This window comes from Pseudalkalibacillus hwajinpoensis, assembly GCF_039851965.1.
Classification (GTDB): domain Bacteria; phylum Bacillota; class Bacilli; order Bacillales; family Guptibacillaceae; genus Guptibacillus; species Guptibacillus hwajinpoensis_E.
Genome location: NZ_CP156674.1, coordinates 3,842,347 through 3,860,581, shown reverse-complemented (window position 1 = coordinate 3,860,581; position 18,235 = coordinate 3,842,347). Strand labels below are relative to the sequence as shown.

16 protein-coding genes and 2 pseudogenes are annotated in these 18,235 nt (G+C 39.7%); 8 read left to right on the top strand and 10 right to left on the bottom strand.

Going from position 1 to position 18,235, the window contains the following annotated elements; genetic code table 11:
• Positions 1–59 precede the first annotated feature (59 nt).
• Positions 60–835, bottom strand: a pseudogene (locus tag ABFG93_RS19945) (3-hydroxybutyrate dehydrogenase).
• A 224-nt stretch (positions 836–1,059) separates the two neighbouring features.
• Here ABFG93_RS19945 and coxB point away from each other — a divergent pair.
• The 4 genes and pseudogenes from coxB (at position 1,060) to ABFG93_RS19925 (ending at position 4,571) form a co-directional block, all read left to right on the top strand.
• The gene (gene coxB, locus ABFG93_RS19940; RefSeq protein WP_347549747.1) at positions 1,060–1,776 is read left to right on the top strand and encodes a cytochrome c oxidase subunit II; all 717 of its coding nucleotides are present in this window, start codon (positions 1,060–1,062) and stop codon (positions 1,774–1,776) included.
• A 3-nt stretch (positions 1,777–1,779) separates the two neighbouring features.
• Positions 1,780–3,700, top strand: a pseudogene (locus ABFG93_RS19935) (cytochrome c oxidase subunit I).
• Positions 3,700–4,293: a cytochrome c oxidase subunit 3 gene (locus ABFG93_RS19930; RefSeq protein WP_347549746.1), complete on the top strand. Its 594-nt coding sequence runs from the start codon at positions 3,700–3,702 to the stop codon at positions 4,291–4,293. The pseudogene ABFG93_RS19935 and the gene ABFG93_RS19930 overlap by 1 nt, the downstream one beginning before the upstream one ends.
• Before the next feature lie 5 nt (positions 4,294–4,298).
• Entirely contained in the window at positions 4,299–4,571 is a 273-nt protein-coding gene (locus ABFG93_RS19925; protein ID WP_347549745.1) for a cytochrome C oxidase subunit IV family protein, read from the top strand.
• Between the two features lie 34 nt (positions 4,572–4,605).
• Here the strand turns inward: ABFG93_RS19925 and ABFG93_RS19920 are convergent, their stop codons facing one another.
• The 4 genes from ABFG93_RS19920 to ABFG93_RS19910 form a co-directional block, all read right to left on the bottom strand.
• Positions 4,606–6,834 carry an FUSC family protein gene (locus ABFG93_RS19920; protein WP_347549744.1) on the bottom strand — a complete coding sequence of 743 codons (2,229 nt, stop codon included), beginning with the start codon at positions 6,832–6,834 and terminating at the stop codon, positions 4,606–4,608.
• Positions 6,835–6,935: 101 nt separating this feature from the next.
• Positions 6,936–8,465, bottom strand: coding sequence for a glycine betaine uptake BCCT transporter (locus ABFG93_RS19915; RefSeq protein WP_347549743.1), 1,530 nt, complete (start codon positions 8,463–8,465; stop codon positions 6,936–6,938).
• Positions 8,466–8,637: 172 nt separating this feature from the next.
• On the bottom strand, positions 8,638–8,880 hold the full coding sequence (locus tag ABFG93_RS23190) for an RNA polymerase sigma factor (RefSeq protein ID WP_431522026.1): 243 nt from the start codon (positions 8,878–8,880) through the stop codon (positions 8,638–8,640).
• A gap of 227 nt (positions 8,881–9,107) precedes the next feature.
• Positions 9,108–9,353, bottom strand: coding sequence for an HPr family phosphocarrier protein (locus ABFG93_RS19910; protein ID WP_347549742.1), 246 nt, complete (start codon positions 9,351–9,353; stop codon positions 9,108–9,110).
• 200 nt (positions 9,354–9,553) lie between these two features.
• Between ABFG93_RS19910 and fabL the strand changes: the two genes are divergently transcribed.
• Entirely contained in the window at positions 9,554–10,309 is a 756-nt protein-coding gene (fabL, locus tag ABFG93_RS19905; protein ID WP_347549741.1) for an enoyl-[acyl-carrier-protein] reductase FabL, read from the top strand.
• Between the two features lie 101 nt (positions 10,310–10,410).
• Here fabL and ABFG93_RS19900 read toward each other — a convergent pair whose 3' ends face one another.
• Positions 10,411–11,325: a phosphatidate cytidylyltransferase gene (locus ABFG93_RS19900; RefSeq protein WP_347552907.1), complete on the bottom strand. Its 915-nt coding sequence runs from the start codon at positions 11,323–11,325 to the stop codon at positions 10,411–10,413.
• A gap of 63 nt (positions 11,326–11,388) precedes the next feature.
• Here ABFG93_RS19900 and ABFG93_RS19895 point away from each other — a divergent pair, with 63 nt between their 5' ends.
• The gene (locus ABFG93_RS19895) at positions 11,389–11,940 is read left to right on the top strand and encodes a hypothetical protein (RefSeq protein WP_347549740.1); all 552 of its coding nucleotides are present in this window, start codon (positions 11,389–11,391) and stop codon (positions 11,938–11,940) included.
• Positions 11,941–12,081: 141 nt separating this feature from the next.
• Here the strand turns inward: ABFG93_RS19895 and ABFG93_RS19890 are convergent, their stop codons facing one another.
• The 4 genes from ABFG93_RS19890 to ABFG93_RS19875 all read right to left on the bottom strand — a co-directional run bounded on the left by ABFG93_RS19890 (position 12,082) and on the right by ABFG93_RS19875 (position 14,712).
• The gene (locus ABFG93_RS19890; RefSeq protein WP_347549739.1) at positions 12,082–13,014 is read right to left on the bottom strand and encodes a manganese-dependent inorganic pyrophosphatase; all 933 of its coding nucleotides are present in this window, start codon (positions 13,012–13,014) and stop codon (positions 12,082–12,084) included.
• A gap of 140 nt (positions 13,015–13,154) precedes the next feature.
• A complete protein-coding gene (locus ABFG93_RS19885; RefSeq protein ID WP_347552906.1) occupies positions 13,155–13,799 on the bottom strand; it encodes an SDR family oxidoreductase in 645 nt (214 codons plus the stop codon).
• 58 nt (positions 13,800–13,857) lie between these two features.
• Positions 13,858–14,103, bottom strand: coding sequence for a hypothetical protein (locus ABFG93_RS23185; RefSeq protein ID WP_431522025.1), 246 nt, complete (start codon positions 14,101–14,103; stop codon positions 13,858–13,860).
• Positions 14,104–14,406: 303 nt separating this feature from the next.
• Positions 14,407–14,712, bottom strand: a complete 306-nt coding sequence (locus tag ABFG93_RS19875) for an AbrB/MazE/SpoVT family DNA-binding domain-containing protein (RefSeq protein ID WP_347549738.1) — start codon at positions 14,710–14,712, stop codon at positions 14,407–14,409.
• Between the two features lie 325 nt (positions 14,713–15,037).
• Here ABFG93_RS19875 and ABFG93_RS19870 point away from each other — a divergent pair, with 325 nt between their 5' ends.
• Together ABFG93_RS19870 and ABFG93_RS19865 are read left to right on the top strand one after the other, a co-directional pair.
• Positions 15,038–15,490, top strand: coding sequence for a MarR family winged helix-turn-helix transcriptional regulator (locus ABFG93_RS19870; RefSeq protein WP_347549737.1), 453 nt, complete (start codon positions 15,038–15,040; stop codon positions 15,488–15,490).
• Positions 15,487–18,126, top strand: coding sequence for an MMPL family transporter (locus tag ABFG93_RS19865; protein WP_347549736.1), 2,640 nt, complete (start codon positions 15,487–15,489; stop codon positions 18,124–18,126). The genes ABFG93_RS19870 and ABFG93_RS19865 overlap by 4 nt, the downstream gene beginning before the upstream one ends.
• Positions 18,127–18,235: the final 109 nt, after the last annotated feature.

Sequence of the window (18,235 nt, the reverse complement as noted above, 5' to 3'; positions counted from 1 at the left end):
GAAATAAAAAGCAACACCCGCGTTTTATGCGAGTGCTGCTTTTAACTTTTATGATTTCATTATTGTGCAGTATAACCACCATCAATAAGTAATGCCTGTCCTGTAATGCTTTTTGCAGCATCACTTGCAATAAACATAGAATAATCAGCAATTTCCTTAACCTTAAGAAGACGTTTTTGCGGAACAAGTGGATAGATTACTTCTTCAAGAACCTTCTCAACTTCAACGCCACGGTCTTTAGCAAGATCCTCCATTTGACCTCTTACAAGCGGTGTATCGACATAACCAGGCGCCATTGCATTTACAGCAATCCCATGTCAGCACCCTCTAAAGCGGCTACCTTAGTAAGTCCAATCACACCATGCTTGGCACTATTTTACGCTGCTTTATCTGAGAATCCAATCACTCCATTAATAGAAGCCATGTTATTGATTCTTCCAAAACCCTGCTTTTTCATAATTGGGAACACATATTTTGTTGCAATAAACGGAGCTGTAAGCATAATATCCTGCATCATACGAAACTTTTCAGTAGGAAATTCTTCTAGAGCTGACACGTGTTGAAGTCCTGCATTGTTAATTAATACATCTAAACGGCCATACTCCTCTACTGTGCGATCAATGGCTGCTTTGATCTCATTTTCATTCGTCACATCCGCTTTTACACCAATGACTTCGTACCCTTTGTCTTTTAGCTTCTTTGCAGCTTCTTCTGTACCTTGTTCATTTATGTCAGACAATACAACATTTGCTCCATTTGCTGCAAATGTCTCTCCTATTTCAAACCCGATTCCTCTATCTGCACCTGTAATAAATACAGTCTTGTTGTTAATCATGTGAATCCTCCTATAACTCTACTATTTGACTACTCATTGCTTTTACACTACTCAAACTTCAACAAACTACTTTTTTACTGTTTTACGAATATGAAAATAGATCATATAAAAGGGCATGATCTTTTGAACATCATTTACAAACGCTTTCACTTCTCGTTTTATCATTTCTTATTAGGGGTACTGACAAAAGACAAATAAACAGGTAATGGAAGGAGTGAAATCTAATGTTAAAGACGATGAACCGTCTTACCATATGTTTTGTACTTGTTCTTCTATCGGGATGCTCTAATATTGCCCTTCTTGACCCAAAAGGCACTGCAGCTGAAGAACAATTAAGTCTCCTCTGGTTTAGCTTATTACTAATGAGCATCGTATTAATCGTTGTTTTCACATTATTTACCCGTTTTCTCATTAAATACCGTGAGCGCCCAGGGCAGGAATATGATTTTCCAGTTCAAATAGAAGGTGACAAAAAGGTTGAAATCACCTGGATCGTGCTTCCAATTGTGATTTTAGTCGTCCTTGCGGTACCAACGCTTGCTACTACATATCAGCTTGATGAAACACCTACAAATGATCAAAACCCCCTCATTGTGGAGGTAACTGCAGAGCAGTTTCAATGGACCTTTCACTACCCTGAGTACAATATTACTCTTCTAGACGAACTTAAACTTCCAGTCAATCGTCCTGTTATTTTTAAACTGCATTCAAAAGATGTGATTCATTCATTCTGGATCCCAAGACTTGGCGGAAAAAAAGACGCTCTTCCTCATCAGGAGAATACGCTTGTTCTGACAGCAATTGAACCTGGTACGTATGACGGGAAATGTGCGGAACTCTGTGGCGCAAACCACGCTTTAATGAGCTTCAATACAGATGTTGTGGAGAAAGATGAATTCTTAAACTGGGTAAAGTCTTCAGCTGAGAGAGAGGAGGATTAACAAATGAGCACGATTATTGATTACTTTATGTCATTACCATCAGATATTATCTTTGCTGATCTGTCTTTCACAATCATGGCGATTGCAGCAGTCTATTTATTAACGAAATATCATAAATGGAAGTGGCTCTGGGCTTGGATGACTTCAACTGACCATAAAAAAATCGGCGTTATGTATTTATTTGTATCGTTCCTATTTTTTATACGGCAGGAATCGAAGCACTTCTCATTCGCATGCAATTGGCTTTTCCAGCGAATGAATTCTGGGTATTTCAGGGGGATAGATTTAACCAACTTACGAGTACACACGGAACTGTGATGATCTTTCTAGTTGCAACCCCTCTCCTCATTGGACTGATGAATGTGATTGTTCCCCTACAAATCGGCGCAAGGGACGTCGCCTTTCCGTTTCTCAATTCATTAAGCCTCTGGCTATTTATTTCTGGAGGAATTCTCATTAATGCGAGTTTTGTAGCTGGTGGCTCCCCTAACGCCGGATGGACCACCTATGCTCCCCTCGCTTTAAAGGAATTCACTCCAGGGCCAGGTAACAGCTATTACCCTATTGGCCTCCAGGTTGCAGGTCTCGGTACGATAATGGGGGGCATTAATTTCATCGTTACCATAATCAAAATGCGGACCCCTGGTATGCGTTTTATGAGAATGCCACTTTCAACCTGGTCAATGTTTATCACTTCTATTTTGATTGTATATGCTTTTTCAGCGCTTGCCGTTGCCCTATTGCTATTGACGGTTGAGCGTTTATTTGGAACGGTTATCCTGTCAGGCTCTGAGGGAAATCCATTAATCTGGCAGCACCTTTTCTGGATATTTGGTCACCCGGAGGTATACATTATCGCACTTCCTGCTTTTGGTATTTTCTCAGACGTCATCAGCACCTTTTCTAAACGAAAGCTATTATATTAATCGGTTTCCTTGGATTTATGGTATGGGTTCATCACATGTTTACTGTTGGACTCGGAGCAAACATTAATGTGTTCTTTGCAATTACAACGATGTTAATTGCAGTTCCTACAGGGATTAAAATTTTCAACTGGCTTTTTACAATGCGAGGCGGGAGGATCCGATTTGATACCCCGATGCTTTACGCGCTCGGTTTTATCTTCACCTTTGTTATTGGTGGAGTAACCGGAGTAATGCTGGGTACTGTTCCTGCCGACTACCAGTATCACGATAGTTATTTTGTAGTCGCCCACTTGCATTATGTCATTATTGGAGCAACTATTTTTGGAGTACTTTCAGGCGTCTACTTCTGGTGGCCAAAAATGTTTGGAAAGATGCTTAATGAAACTTTAGGAAAATGGAACTTCTGGACATTCGCCGTTGGATTCCATATTACATTCTTTCCTATGCATATCATGGGATTAATGGGAATGCCGAGACGCGTATTTACTTATCCGGAAGGAGCAGGAATTGGATGGCTGAACTTTGTTAGTACCTGTGGTGCCTTCTTAATGGGCATTGGTGTCTTATTTTTCATGGTAAACATTTATATAACCGTCCGCTATGGTAAGAGTGTTACAGCGCATGATCCATGGTTTAAAAGAGGGCGTACGCTGGAGTGGACCATCCCATCCCCATCCCCTGCATATAACTTTGCTAGAAAACCCGTAATCCGGAGCAGAGAACCGCTATGGGATGCATACGAAAACGGCAAAGAGAACATTGATTTCATCGGCGAATATGAGGATATTCACATGCCTTCTTCAAGTTCATTACCCGCTTTAATGGGACTTGCATTTCTCATCGCATCATTTGGTTTTGTTTTTGAAATATGGTTCGTTGCAATTACTGGTATGCTTGGCGTTTTCCTACTGATGGGCGTTCGTTCTTTTCAAAATAAAGATGGTTACTATATCCCAAAGAACACAGTGATGTCCAAAGACAAAGGGGTTGAGAAGTAATGGAGTATTCCTTAGAGAAAGGATTATTCAATGGCAAAACGGCTCAAATGAATATTCTTGCCTTCTGGTTCCTGATCGGAGCAGAAATCGTTGTTTTTGGCTGTTTATTTGGTGTTTATCTAGCTGTTAAAGAATTAACTGCCGATAGCCCCGCTCCAAGTGAACTATTTAAGCTTGGAGAGGTTATGATCTCGACGATTCTGTTACTTTCAAGTAGCTTCACCTGTGCCATTGGCGTTTACATGCTTCAACGCCGAAATAAAGTAGCCACACTTATTTGGTTTATTGTAACCATTTTATTGGGACTGGGATTTCTCGGCATGGAAATAAGAGAATTCCTTGCCTATGTACAAAAAGAGGCAACAATTTCCACAAGCGCCTTTCTTGGAGGCTTTTACATCCTGCTGGGGACGCACGGAACCCACGTTCTTTTTGGAGTAGTATGGATTTCATTGCTCCTTGTTCAGATGTGGATTCAAGGAATTAATGAAGTTACTGGTCCAAAATTGTTCATTGCAAGTCTTTACTGGCATTTTATTGATGTAATCTGGGTATTTATATTCACAGTTGTCTATTTATTAGGAAAGGTGTGAGAAAGGTGAAGAGTAAGAAACCACATGTCATCAAACTGTTCTCCTATTTTATAGTGATGATCGTGTTAACCGTTCTTGCATTTTGTCTTGTTATGATAAGTGACTTATCGACCAACTTGCTCATCATCGCTCTCCTTACCTTTGCATGTATTCAAATTGTCATTCAACTTCAGGTATTTATGGAATTAACAGAGAAGGAAGGAAGATATCGCATTACATCTATCGTGGGGGGAAGTTTCATTGCTCTCCTTACGATTTTCTTCTTATTGCTTCTATAACTAACAAAAACCGAAGCATCCGCTTCGGTTTTTGCTAGTTTAGCAATTCTTCTGTTGAGGCGTCTCTATTCTTAATCGAACCAAGCTCTTTTCCAAGGACCAGAAGTGATTGATTGATTCTCCAGATATAATAAAGATCATTCACAAATTTTTTCACTTCAATATCCTCATGTGTTAAGTTTTCAGAAAGACCTTCAATACGCTCACGCTGTTTGTTCAAATTGTATAGATAGATACCTGTTTCACCTTTCAGTAACCGAAGCAGGGTTTGGATATTATGTGTCAAAGCATACTTAATCAGCATCACCGTATCCTCTGTTCCAGAAATCATCTGAGCTCGATTGTTTCTGTTTGTAGAAGCCAGAAGGTGCTTTGCGAAATAATTAATGGCTGTGAGAACAGTAAGCCACCTTTCAATACCAGATCGCGCGAGTATCGCCGGCCTATTTCTAAGTGGCCTGGCATCTTCTGTAATTTTCCTCATCTGCTCATCGATTCCGAATGCTTGATTCGTAAAATCATACTCTTTGTCAGAAGCTACAAACGAATTGAGATAGTCTGACACATAGTCACTGAGCTGATTAAGGAAATCTTCAGCTGTTTCAGCAACTTTTTCTCCTGTCTTTCTAGGATAGATTAAAGCAGCTGCGAGAAACCCGATAAATGCTCCTGCAAGCGTATCAAAAACACGCGCCATCAGAATTTGTTCTGTAATTCCTCCGAGGATAAAATCATACATGATTGCAATCAACATCGTCATCCAGAACATCATCATCGCATAAGAAATGGAAAGAAGATAAAATGCCATAAAGATACAGCAGAACAAAGCTACAAGTTCCAGAATGATTTGCCCTGCCAAAAGATGTGCAAGTCCAAAACCAGCAATCGCACCGAAAATCGTTCCTAGTGAACGCTGGGAAGCTTTTTGAAGTGTCATCCCTACGGTATCTGTTCCGAGGAGGACTACAAAAGCTGATAATAGCACCCAGTACTGGTGAGCAGGTGATAAGAAATAACCTAGAACGATCGCAGCCACCCCCGCCACGATCGCTTGCATGGCCTTCCTTGTTGCTAGACGCGGTTGTTTTATTGATTCATCCTCTTCTTTTTTAGCGTTCTCTTGTTTAACTTCCTCTGCATCTTCTAACCTTTCACTTTCTTCAATGTTCGCTATACGTCGTTTTCCTAATTCCTCAGAACTATCAACTAGATGATTCGCTATTGATTCGATCCTTCTAATAAGCCATAACCAATCTTTATTCTCAGGATTTGATAACCTGAGGTGAGCAACCTGTAATTTAAGTTCTGCAATGACTGTTTCTGTTTGTTTTAAATTCCCTATGATATCATGACTTCGCAATACTTCTGCATCCCTGATCGATTCAACTACTTTATAAAGAAGCCTCCTTACTTCATTGTGTTCAAGGGCATGCATTTCTTTTAGCCGTTTTACTGCGGGGTACAAGGTTTCAATCAGCATTTCAGCATCAAAAACATATAATCTTAATTGCTCTGCATCGATACCGTCCCATATTTCCCCAGGTTTTGTTGATGTTAATTGACTTGAAATGACCTGAGCATATTCGTTTAGTTTTCTAACATCTCGCTTTAGAAGGAAAATTCTAAGGCGATTAGGGGTTGGATCTGCAATTCCTTCTAACACCAGATCTAGCGTTAGGTTAGTTTGAATATGGAATGAACTCATACTTCGCATAAGCTGCTTTTTCGGTCTATTGCGAAATAGTTGGAAATGATAAATATATGAATAGGCACCACCCACAAGAATTCCGAGGATAAAACCAGGTAGATCATCTGGGTGAAGATTTAACAGAGTTGAGAAGTAAATCGATAAAAATGCCACCATAAAAATACCAAAATACCGAAAGCCATAGTGCTGGGTATAATAGGCGAAGAAAATAACCATTAAAAATAGTACATCCGTTACGTATGGCAAAGAGCCTAACCACGTGCTTATGGATAAAGCAATTATACTGGATAGCACTAACAATAAGGTGGTCATTTTTTTCTGTCTTTCTGTGTCGTCATTCACAAGTAAAAGAGTCAACAGCCCTACTACACCAGCTAATATGGCCGGGGTAAAGGCGATTCCTAATATAGAAGTTAACCAGATCATTGTCAAAACCGATGACAATACACTGATTGTAATTCTAGCTGCCTGATGCAATCTTGTTCTGCCGGGGTCCGCCGCAGCTAAACGCGCTGACCAACTACTTATTTTTGTATTATTTTTTTTAGTCCACATGATACTATCATAGCGAATTCTCATTCATTCTGCCAATCTTGAGTATTAATGCCATCAAAAAAAACCCACTGAAGAGCAGGCTCTTCAGTGGGTTTCAGTCGTTAAACCGTTTTAATATCTTTCTTTATTTTCGGTTTTTTGTCAGCGCTGCGCTGTTTTCTTGGTACCTCTTCATTAAATGATTTCAGCATACCCCAGCAAGTAAATAGCAGAATGATGGTTAATGGGAATGCGCTAACTATAATTGCTGTTTGCATACTTTCAAGCCCACCTGTGACCATTAGAACAACCGCCGAAGCTGAAAGTAGAAATCCCCAGCTAAACTTTACAAAATTAGGTGGATTTAGGCTTCCATTTGTCGTTTGCATGCCAAGAACAAATGTGGCAGAGTCCGCTGATGTAATAAAGAATGTGCCGATTAATAAGAGCGTAATCACTGTTAGGACCATCCCAAACGGAAGCTGCTGGTAAAGAAAGAATAATCCTGTTTCAAGACTTTGGCTGGCGATATCAGTTCCCTGAGTAAAATCAAAAAAGATTCCAGAACCTCCAAAGATACCAAACCAGAACGCACAAACAACTGTAGGAACGACGGTTACCGCGACCATGAATTCTCTAATCGTTCTACCTTTAGAGACACGAGCGATAAACGTTCCTACAAATGGAGACCACGCAATCCACCATGCCCAGTAGAAGATTGTCCAGCTTTGAATCCAGGTTTCATTGTCGGCATTCATCGGGGCAAGTCGCATACCCATAGCAAAGATATTTTGCACATATTCACCAAACGTTGTGACGAATAAATCCAGGACAAATTTAGTTGGACCAATAATAAGAAACAAAATGAGCAATAGTACGGCTAACACCATATTGGCGTTACTTAAATACTTAATCCCTTTTTTAATACCTGTTCCTGCTGATACGGTAAATAATATCGTAATAACTGCAATGATAATGAGCTGAACTGTAAAATTATTTGGAATGTTCGTTAAATAACTTAACCCGCCATTAATTTGTTGCGCCCCGAGCCCAAGGGAGGCGGCTACTCCGAAGATCGTTGCATAAACTGCAATAACATCAAATGTAATTCCGATTGGGCCTTTAACTCGGTCGCCTATCAGTGGATAAAGTGTAGCGCTCATTAAGCCAGGCGCACCTTTTCTGAATTTATAATAAGCGAGAGCCAGGGCAATTGTTGCATATATTGCCCAGGCATGAAAACCCCAGTGTAAATATGTATAACGAAGAGCAAGGTGAGCTGATTCAACAGTTCCTCCTTCGCCATATGGCGGGGTAGAAAAGTGGGACATTGGTTCTGACACACCAAAGAACAATAGCCCTATTCCCATCCCGGCGCTAAACAGCATCGCAAACCAGGTTAGTCTGCTGTATTCAGGCTTATCCGTATCCTTTCCAAGTTTAATATGTCCAAATCGGCTAAAAATTAAATAAATAGCGAAAACCAGAAAAAATATTGATGCCAGCTGATAAAACCAGCCAAACTGATCAAGAAAGAAATTCTGTGAAACCGTCATAACCTGGTTAAGGTTACCAGGCATAATCACGCCCCAACCAACAAAGACAATCGCAATCGCGATGCCTATCGAATAAACTTTTGTAACCTTATGCATTTCATCCACTCCTAATTGCATTTGGAACACAAAAATATTTTGAAATAATAACAACCACATACCTATTTATGATAGTTAACCTGGTTGACATTATCAAATTTTATATGGATTTAGTAAAATATACCCCCAGTAATCCTATTAGAAACCCTTCTATCCTTTAATAGACAAAACTTCATAAATAAAAAAAGCAGGAACATCTAAGTTCCTGACGCTCTTTCCATTCTACCTGATCTTCCACAGAAGCTTCGTCACTATGGAGCGCATCACGTTCATCCAATTCGAAATTTGGTTCTTTTGACTGTTTTCTAAGGATATCAATTGACGTATGCCGTGTCATGGTCAAAAGCCAGGAAGAGAATTTCCCTTTGTCTTCGTTATACTGTGCTCGACCTTTCCAGAGTTTAGTGTTTTTCATATTGATCGTAAAGGGATTTGAGAGCTTCTTTATCTTTTGCCTGTACCTTCATATAAAGGTCGGCATCATTAGGTTCTCTCATACCATTCTCCTTTTTCATCGCATCTGGCGCCAGCCCGAAGGGCGGAAGGCATATGTATAGCTAACGTGACTCAGTGCAATTTGGATGTGTTTTATGAAAATGAATTTCCTGTTTTCAAAAAAAAAGGCCTTCCATCAGGAAGGACTCACGCCTCTTCAAATAAGCCCAGCGCAAGAAATGATGCAGTAACATCTGTGGATTCCTCGTTTTCAACAATAACTTCAAGCGTTTGACCTGGTTGAAGCGATAACGCCAATACGCCGAGTAGACTCTTTGCATCTACTACCCAGTGGTCCTTCTTCAGTAGGATGGTTTCAGGAAAGCGGCTTGCCGTATTCACAAGCTGACTTGCTGTTTCTGCAAAAACTGGTTTTAATACTTTTACTTTCATCTCCAGTCTCCTCTCCCATACTCTTTATGGAATTTTCTCTCTTTAACTAAAGCTTATTATAGCATAATTACGGTTTATGAAAGGAATGATGCTTTTATGAAATATACAACCATGAATCTCTCCTTCTTTAGTGATCACTTTTCACAGCTGGACAGTTCCTGTATGATAGGAGTGATTAGAAATTGAAGAGGTGAAATGCAATGGCTAATAAAGTAGCTTTAATAACTGGTGGTACTCGTGGAATCGGAAAAGCAATAGCTCGAAAATTTGCGTCCGAAGGGTATAACCTTGTTCTTAATTTTATGAGGAAGAAGAAAGATGCTGAACAAACGAAGCAAGAGCTAGAAGAAGAATTTGGAATAACTGTACATATTGTTAAAGCCAACGTTGGCGAAGTAAAGCAAATTACGTCTTTATTCAACGAAGCGGAAGAAACATTTGGTCGCCTTGATGTGTTTATTAATAATGCGGCTTCAGGTGTACTGAGACCTTTAATGGAAATTGAAGAAAGTCACTGGGACTGGACACAGAACATTAATGCTAAAGCCTATTTATTTGCTGCCCAGGAAGCCGCTCGTATTATGGAAAAGAATGGTGGCGGCTCCATTGTCGCTCTTTCAAGCCTCGGTTCAATCAGAGCCCTTCCAAACTATGTTGCAGTAGGTGTATCAAAAGCTTCTGTTGAAGCCATTACAAGATATCTTGCTGTTGAGCTCTCACCAAAAGGAATTGTTGTGAATGCTGTATCCGGTGGAGCAGTTGATACAGACGCACTTAAACATTTTCCTAACAGAGAGGAACTACTTGAATCTGCTAAAAAAAGAAATCCAGCCGGTCGTCTTGTTGAACCAACTGACATGGCCGATACGACTTATTTCTTAACAACCCCGGCCGCACAAATGATTCGTGGTCAAACGATTATTGTTGATGGCGGACTTTCCTTACTCGGAGAATAATTGGAAAGCGAGACAGCGGAATAGCCGCTGTCTTTTTTCTTGCATTAAATTCTTAGCGATCTTTCAAATAATTAATTGGAAACACCTGAAACTGTACTTTCTCACATAAAATCAAAGAAATAACGAATAACGTGAAAAAATACAGGAGATGTATAAGCAAGGCTATCTACTCTGCTTAAATAGCTTTCCTTTAAGTCTAATACCCTCGTATTATCTCCCAATAGTAAGTCTCTTTTTAATACTGAAATGGTTAAGCTACCTAGAAAACCCGCAACACTGATCAATACACCTGACAAGACCCCAAACAAAGTTCCAAATGGTGTTAAGTAAGGGAAGAAAACATACGCTAGAGCGGTTGTAGCCAGTAAGGAAAGGATAAATCCTTCAATTGTAAGAAAAGGATTGGAGGATGGGACGACTTTCCGTTTACCGATATATAGAGAAACAAGGTAGTGAAAGACATCATTTACTTGAGTTAATAACACAAGAAATAAGACTAGATTAGCACCATGGACCGGGCTTGCAATTTGGAAATATGCCAGATGACTTAAACCAAACACCATTAGCATTAATCCCCATTGAGTCGAACTGACTGATCGAAGAAACCCTAGTGTGCCTTTTCCTAGAATACGAGGAAGTGGTAGCAAAAGAAACACATAAACCGGAATAAAAACTATGAACATGCCATACCAGTTAATTAAAATCCAATAGAATTGAAGCGGTATCGCTAAATATGACCATAAAAAGATCCTCCGGTCCGCTTTTCTTGTTTTCATCATTGAAAAATACTCTTTAAGAGCAAAGAAGCTTAATATCATTAAAGAGAACAATGATACAATTGGATTGAATAACGTGGCAAGGCAAAACACGAAAAACATTCCCCACCAGGTTTTGACACGTAACGTGATACCTGAAAAGTCTTTATGCTGCTGGTTTGTTTTAATCGTTAAAAACACAATCGTTGCGCTTACTAACGCGACTAGAATAATAGCTAATGTCCACAATGTACTTTCCAGAGTGTACTCCCCCCTAATGATACATGCTTTAAGCCTCAATGCCTGATTCGAAAGGAGTTACCTATGACAAAAACTGTCTACATCCTACTTTCAGACACCGGAACACTATTTACAAAGTCGATTAAAAAATATACAAAAGCTCCCTATAATCATGCTTCACTTGCCTTTGATCGGGATTTAAGCGATATGTACAGTTTCGGCAGGAAAAATCCTACTAATCCATTATATGGCGGCTTTGTTAAAGAAGATATTTTAACTGGAACCTATCGAAAATACCCTAAAACCACCTGTGTGATTTATGAGCTAATAGTCACAGAACGTGATGTACAGAAAATGAGACGATTACTTGAAATTTTCATTAAAAACAGGGAACGCTTTTTGTACAATCTGCTCGGTGTGGTTGGTGTGTCAATGAACGAACCTATTGAATTCAGCAATTCTTACTTTTGTTCTCAATTTGTAGCTGAGGTTTTACACCGCTCTGGCATTAGGTTATGGGATAAGCTCCCCGCTCTTGTGACCCCTGATGACTTCAGAAAAAGCGATAGACTTTCCCTTATTTATGAAGGAAATTTATTCGAATATGAACCTATTAAACAACAACTTTCACAGTAGAAAAGTCCTGTAAAACTAATTATGACGCTCCTGGTACTTCTTTACAATATGCTAAACAGAAAAACCCCGAACGGATTCTAAAAGAGAATCTTGTTCGGGGGTCAATCGTTCATCCGATCAGGTGGGACTGAACGTGTTACTTTATTTTACTGTAAATGCTTCTGTTAAGACAGGGACAATTTGCTTCTTACGAGAAACAACACCCTCAAGCACTGCAAGATTTTCAATAAGCTCCACATTAAATGCTTTTTCCACGTGATGAGAATGCTTTCCAAGCGCAAGAGCAGTTGAATTATTGCTTAGAATGTCTGTCACAACTAATAAGAAAAGATCCAGGTCTTTCGCTTCAATCGCTTTTCTCATTTCCAATTCTACTGCATCCTGACGAGCGAGTACGTCTAGTGTATCAACTACATTTACTTGAGCGACTTCTACTTTTGCTGATCCCATTCCAAATTCTTTTGCATCCAAAGCAATCAATTCAGCAGGCGTTTTACTACTCATGTCCGCTCCTGCTTTTAGCAAATCAAGACCGTATGCTTCTGCATCTACTCCTGCAATTCCAGCTAATTCACGAGCTGCTGCTATATCCTCTTCTGTACAAGTTGGTGATTTAAACAAAAGAGAATCTGAAATAATAGCGGAAAGCATCAATCCGGCTATGCTTTTATCGATTTGAATGTTCTTTTCTTTATAAAGCTTATTTAAGATCGTCGCAGTACAACCAACTGGTTCAGCACGATAATAAAGCGGATCAGCTGTCTCGAAGTTTGCGATACGGTGATGGTCGATCACCTCAAGAATGCGAACATTCTCAATATCCTCAACACTTTGTTGACGTTCATTATGGTCAACTAATATAACATTATTTGTTTCATTGGAAACCGTCTGCACCATACGTGGGGCTTCTACATTGAACTGATCCAATGCAAATTGCGTTTCACCATTAATGGCCCCAAGACGAACAGCTTCTACGTTCATCCCAAGCTTACTTTTTAAGTCTGCATATACAAGTGCTGATGTAATCGTATCCGTGTCGGGATTTTTATGTCCGAAAATCAATACTTTTTCCATTGTTCGACTCCTTTAAACAATAATTTTTATGTACTCACTCCATATTGTAAAGATGTCTTGCACTAAACTCAACATCAATTATCATTCTTAAACAAGAAAAATTAAGGAATCCGATCCCCCACAGAGAACCGGTTTCTGCATCAAATCGATGAGATTGCTGTTTCGATCGATTTGTCGCCAGAAATCAAATCAAAGGAACGACGGATCGAGTGATCTATCGAAAGGACAGCAACAATGACTTTCGCTACATCTTCACGAGGCACTGAGCCACGCTCAAGGTTTTCAGCGATCGCTACCTGACCTGTGCCAGCTTCATTCAACAGGCCTCCAGGGCGTACAATGGTATAGTCTAGAGAACTTGCTTCAAGGTTTTTATCTGCATAATGCTTTGCTGCATAATATGGAAGAAGTGCTTCATTCCATTTTTCCCTATTGTGAGCCTGCAATGCACTCAGCATAACATATCGCTTAATACCAAGTTTCTCTGCTGCTTCCATTGTCTTCACTGCTCCATCAAGATCAACTAAAAGTGTTTTATCAGACCCTGTGCTTCCTCCAGAGCCTGCTGCAAAGATAACGGCGTCGCTACTATTCATTGCTGAGATAATTTCTTCAACTGTATCTTCAAGACTTGCTACAACAGATTCGATACCTCGATTTGATAATTCGGCGGCTTGCTCTTCTTTCCGAACCATCGCTTTTACAGAATGTTGTTCACTATCGTGGAGAAGATTTACAATGTTTTGACCAACCTGTCCATTTGCTCCAATTACAAGTACGTTAATGTTTAAGCTCCCCTTTCTTATTTACTAACATCATTTCAAAATCTTTTTTTCACCGCAACTAACCTGCTCGTTTTTCTAGAGAAGATAGTGCACGAACACTCTGCTGCGCAGGAGTAATTCCCCAGCTAATCATACTCCAAATTATCATTACGATGATAAAGAGCAGAAATGAAAAGGTCGTATATGGATCAGAAGCGGTGCCTCCTAATCCTCCACCTGCAACCGCTGCAAAACCAAAGATCAGATATACCATACTTACCCAGTTTCCATTCGATCCAAGCGTCGTTTTTAGAAAAGTCGCCAAATAGCCCTAAAGTGTTAAATCGCCGGTTAAAAATAAGAAAGATGTCAATTGGGCTGTAAAAATGCGTTTGTCCTTCAACGTTTGAAGCTGTTTTTTAATTGGAATAGCCGATTTAGGGTGAATGATCTCCATAAAGAAATGAACACCCGCGATTGATAGTAAGGTTAAAACATTAATAAGGACAAACGGCGCTTTCGAAGGCATTTCCAAGCATTAATCCGATTGATACTCCAAGAACAAGTTTTAGAAAAAACTCAAAAAAACACCCGTACCAGATCTCCTGGACGGGTGTGTCTTTCTTCCCTATTTAGCTTTTAGCATTTCTTGGTGTTTTAACCCCGATTTGGATTCTAACTCTTCCTGTAAAATAGCCATCCCTGCCGGACTTAGAACAATGCTTCCATTGCCAAATGTCATGTTCTCGTCCAATACGTCGCCTGTAATCATACAGGCCATATCCGCCTGGTATTTCTGCAAGATCACCTTGTTCTCACTTATGAAGATTTCAATAGGGTCCTTTACTTGAATATCTAGCGTACGGCGGAGTTCTTTTGGAATGACAATTCGGCCAAGCTCATCAATTTTTCTAACTACACCTGTGCTCTTCATGTTCATTCCTCCCTTTCGTTTTAGCGAACGAGTGTCGGTTTGTTTAATCATAATACCGTTAACGGTATTATGCAATATATATTGTGCCAAAATTCTGGAAATTTATAATTTAACTTCTTATAGGAACCAATCTCATTATCACTTAATAAAGTCCCTCTTTCAGCTCAAACAGGTCAATTGATACACGTTTCATAAAATTTATTTATATCGCTTGGACCGACTTTATCAAATTAATCCGAGCATATTAACATTTAGAGTTGCGCTGAACAAAGTTTAGGCGTTAAACTAATAATGTTTAGAGGGTAAACTATCGGAGGGCTGATGCATGAATAAGAAGTTATGTGAGGCGGTAGAGTTATTTGAAGAAGTGATTATGTATGGAACGGAACGCGTTATTCGCTCATTTGAACATCAAATTTTCGAAGAATATTCTTCAGAACAGCTTCAGATGCTACAAATTATTTCTAAATCCGGGCATATTTCCCCTGGTAAACTGGCATCCCTACAGGGGGTTCACAAAAGTGCCATTTCAAACCGATACAAGAAGCTTGAAACAAAGGGGCTTGTCACTATTGTCGATTCGGAAGAAGACCTGAGAGGAAAGTCTATTACTCTTACTAACAAAGGACACGACGTTGTTTCATTATTTAATGAAGTCATCTATGAGCACGTAGAAAAGATCGTATTAAACGATTTTCATGAGAAGGAAATAGATGAATTTCTACGTATCTTTCGTAAGCTTAGTTCAATTCTTAAAACAGAAGGAGATTTAGAATGAGACTAATTTTAAAATTTAAATGGCCCATCGCCATTGCATTAATTGCACTTACGGCCGTGTTATTCATCTTATCTCCTAGTCTTACAAAACAAGCAGAGGATGCAGGAACATTCCAGCTTCCTGAAAATGCCGATTCAAAACTCGCAGCTGATATTCTTGAAGAAGCTGGGGCTGGAGATGAAACGATCTCACTAGTGTTTACTTACAACGAATCGATTGACGAGCAATCAAAAAAAGACATTTCTTCGATAGCTAACGAAATTGAGGAAGAAGGTTCGCTTATTAAGAATGTTCTTGATCCTTTTGAAAGTGATGAGATATCTGATCAGCTTGTGTCTGAAGATAAGGAGACGGTGCTGCTTCTAATTACAGTCGACGGGTCTGACGAAGAAGTCAATAAGCTTTCGGAACGTATTCGAGAGGATATTATTCCTGACGGCACAACAGCGTATCTTACTGGTGAAGCAATTATCAATCACGATGTAAACGAAAGCGCACAAAAGGGACTTGAGCGAACTGAAATAATTACGGTTGTGTTAATTTTCGGTCTCCTTTTAGCCGTATTTCGCTCTATCACTACACCTTTTATACCTTTGCTTGCCGTTGGGGTGACATATCTACTCAGTCAATCAATCGTTGCCTTTCTTATTGATTGGTTCGGCTTCCCTGTTTCCAATTACACACAAATATTCCTTGTTGCTATCTTATTTGGTATCGGAACTGATTATTGTATTCTACTATTAAGCAGGTATAAGGAAGAATTAACGCAGGGACATCCAGTTGAAGATGCGATCGTTAATACGTACAAAACAGCCGGTCGTACGTTGTTAATTAGCGGATTGGCTGTATTTATAGGCTTTACTGCGATTGGATTTGCAGAGTTCCCGATTTTCAAATCTGCTGTAGGAGTTGCAGTAGGTATTGCTGTTCTTATGATTGTTCTCTTTACAATCGTTCCATTTTTCATGGCTTTATTGAAAGACAAACTATTCTGGCCTTCAAAGAAGTCAGCATCACACAAAGATAGTAAGCTATGGACTGCATTTGGACGGTTTTCTATTAACCGACCAATTTGGTCCATGGTTATTGTTGCGGTTATTACCGTTCCGCTTCTCTTCACTTATGATGATCAGTTATCATTTAACACTGTGAATGAAATCGGAAATGACTATGATTCTGTTAAAGGGCTCGATGCTATAGAAGCTGGGTTTGGTAAAGGCGATTCCCTTCCTGTAAAGGTTATTATTCAGCAGGAGGAAAATATCGTTACCGAAGATTTCCTACCTTATATTGAAATGATTAGTAAAGAAATTGAAAAAAGCGACGATGTCAATTCCGTACGGTCTATTACAAGACCTGCAGGTGATGTGATTGATGATTTCTATGTTGACTCCCAACTCACTCAAGTTGGTGAAGGATTGAATGAGGCCACAACTGGTATTAATGAAGTACAAAACGGCTTGACTGAGGTTCAAAATGGTCTCGATGATATGAATGGTCAAATTCCAGAAAGCGGAAATGCCAGTGAACTTGAGGATGCAGTTACTGGACTTGGTCATATTAATAATCAGCTCGGCTCCATAACTGAAGGGCTTCAGCAAACACAAAATGTGTCTGCAGCGACTGAACAACTTGGTCAGGTTCAACAGCAGTTAGGACAGATTCAGCAGGGGTTATCTGGTGCTTCATCAGATCTTCAGGGTCAAGCAGGTCAAGTGTCAGAGCTGAGCGGAGGAATCTCTCAGCTTTCTGACGGTGTCGGTTCATCCATTGATGGATTGAAAGAAATTGAAAATGGTTTGCAGGATGCTGCCGATCTGGTGAAAGAGATGGGCTATTCAGAAGCACTTCGTGATACTGGAGTATTTATTCCAGATGGGTCGCTTGATACCAAAGAATTTGAGCCGGCCATTAAGAGATATGCTTTTGATGACCGAAAAGCAGTTACGTTAGAGGTCATTTTAAAAGAAGATCCATATTCAACCGGAGCAATCGACTCGGTGAGTGAAATAAAAGAAACAGTAGCCAAAACGATTGATGGTACGCCACTTGATGATGCAACGATTGCCTATAGTGGTGTTTCAAGTATTAATAGTGACTTATCCCACATTTCAACTAGCGATTTCACTAGGACCGTTATCATTATGCTGGTTGGCTTGTTTATTATCTTGACTGTGCTTTTCCGCTCAATGATTATGCCTCTCGTCATGATCGGTTCACTCTTACTAACCTACTTCATTTCCATTGCGATCTCAGAGCTCATCTTTATCAATCTGCTCGGCTATGATGGCATTACGTGGGCTGTACCATTCTTTGGTTTTGTCATGTTAATCGCGCTCGGTGTCGATTATTCTATTTTTCTTCTAGATCGCTTCAACGAGGAAGCATCAATTGGCATTGAAGAAGCAATGCATCTCTCTATGGCAAAAATGGGTACGGTTGTGATTACCGCTGCGATTATACTAGCCGGAACATTTGGTGCTATGATGCCTTCTGGTGTGCTTAGTTTAATGCAAATCGCTACCATTGTTATTACAGGTTTACTTCTTTACGGTTTAATCGTTTTGCCACTCCTTATCCCAGCCATCACTGTTTCATTTGGGAAAGGGATCTGGTGGCCATTCAAGCAAAAATAACTATAAAACAAACGCTCAGAGCCTTGTATATGCTCTGAGCGTTTTTAAATTCTACTTTTATCGATCTAGCTTGTCTAGAAGCTTGGTTATATTAAAACGAATCATCTAT

What these genes read in the sequence shown, in the direction of transcription:
- coxB (WP_347549747.1), top strand. Translation starts at nt 1,060, where the DNA reads ATGTTAAAGACGATGAACCGTCTTACCATATGTTTTGTACTTGTTCTT.
- ABFG93_RS19930 (WP_347549746.1), top strand. Translation starts at nt 3,700, where the DNA reads ATGGAGTATTCCTTAGAGAAAGGATTATTCAATGGCAAAACGGCTCAA.
- ABFG93_RS19920 (WP_347549744.1), bottom strand. Translation starts at nt 6,834, where the DNA reads ATGTGGACTAAAAAAAATAATACAAAAATAAGTAGTTGGTCAGCGCGT.
- ABFG93_RS19915 (WP_347549743.1), bottom strand. Translation starts at nt 8,465, where the DNA reads ATGCATAAGGTTACAAAAGTTTATTCGATAGGCATCGCGATTGCGATT.
- ABFG93_RS23190 (WP_431522026.1), bottom strand. Translation starts at nt 8,880, where the DNA reads ATGAAAAACACTAAACTCTGGAAAGGTCGAGCACAGTATAACGAAGAC.
- ABFG93_RS19910 (WP_347549742.1), bottom strand. Translation starts at nt 9,353, where the DNA reads ATGAAAGTAAAAGTATTAAAACCAGTTTTTGCAGAAACAGCAAGTCAG.
- fabL (WP_347549741.1), top strand. Translation starts at nt 9,554, where the DNA reads ATGGCTAATAAAGTAGCTTTAATAACTGGTGGTACTCGTGGAATCGGA.
- ABFG93_RS19895 (WP_347549740.1), top strand. Translation starts at nt 11,389, where the DNA reads ATGACAAAAACTGTCTACATCCTACTTTCAGACACCGGAACACTATTT.
- ABFG93_RS19890 (WP_347549739.1), bottom strand. Translation starts at nt 13,014, where the DNA reads ATGGAAAAAGTATTGATTTTCGGACATAAAAATCCCGACACGGATACG.
- ABFG93_RS19875 (WP_347549738.1), bottom strand. Translation starts at nt 14,712, where the DNA reads ATGAAGAGCACAGGTGTAGTTAGAAAAATTGATGAGCTTGGCCGAATT.
- ABFG93_RS19870 (WP_347549737.1), top strand. Translation starts at nt 15,038, where the DNA reads ATGAATAAGAAGTTATGTGAGGCGGTAGAGTTATTTGAAGAAGTGATT.
- ABFG93_RS19865 (WP_347549736.1), top strand. Translation starts at nt 15,487, where the DNA reads ATGAGACTAATTTTAAAATTTAAATGGCCCATCGCCATTGCATTAATT.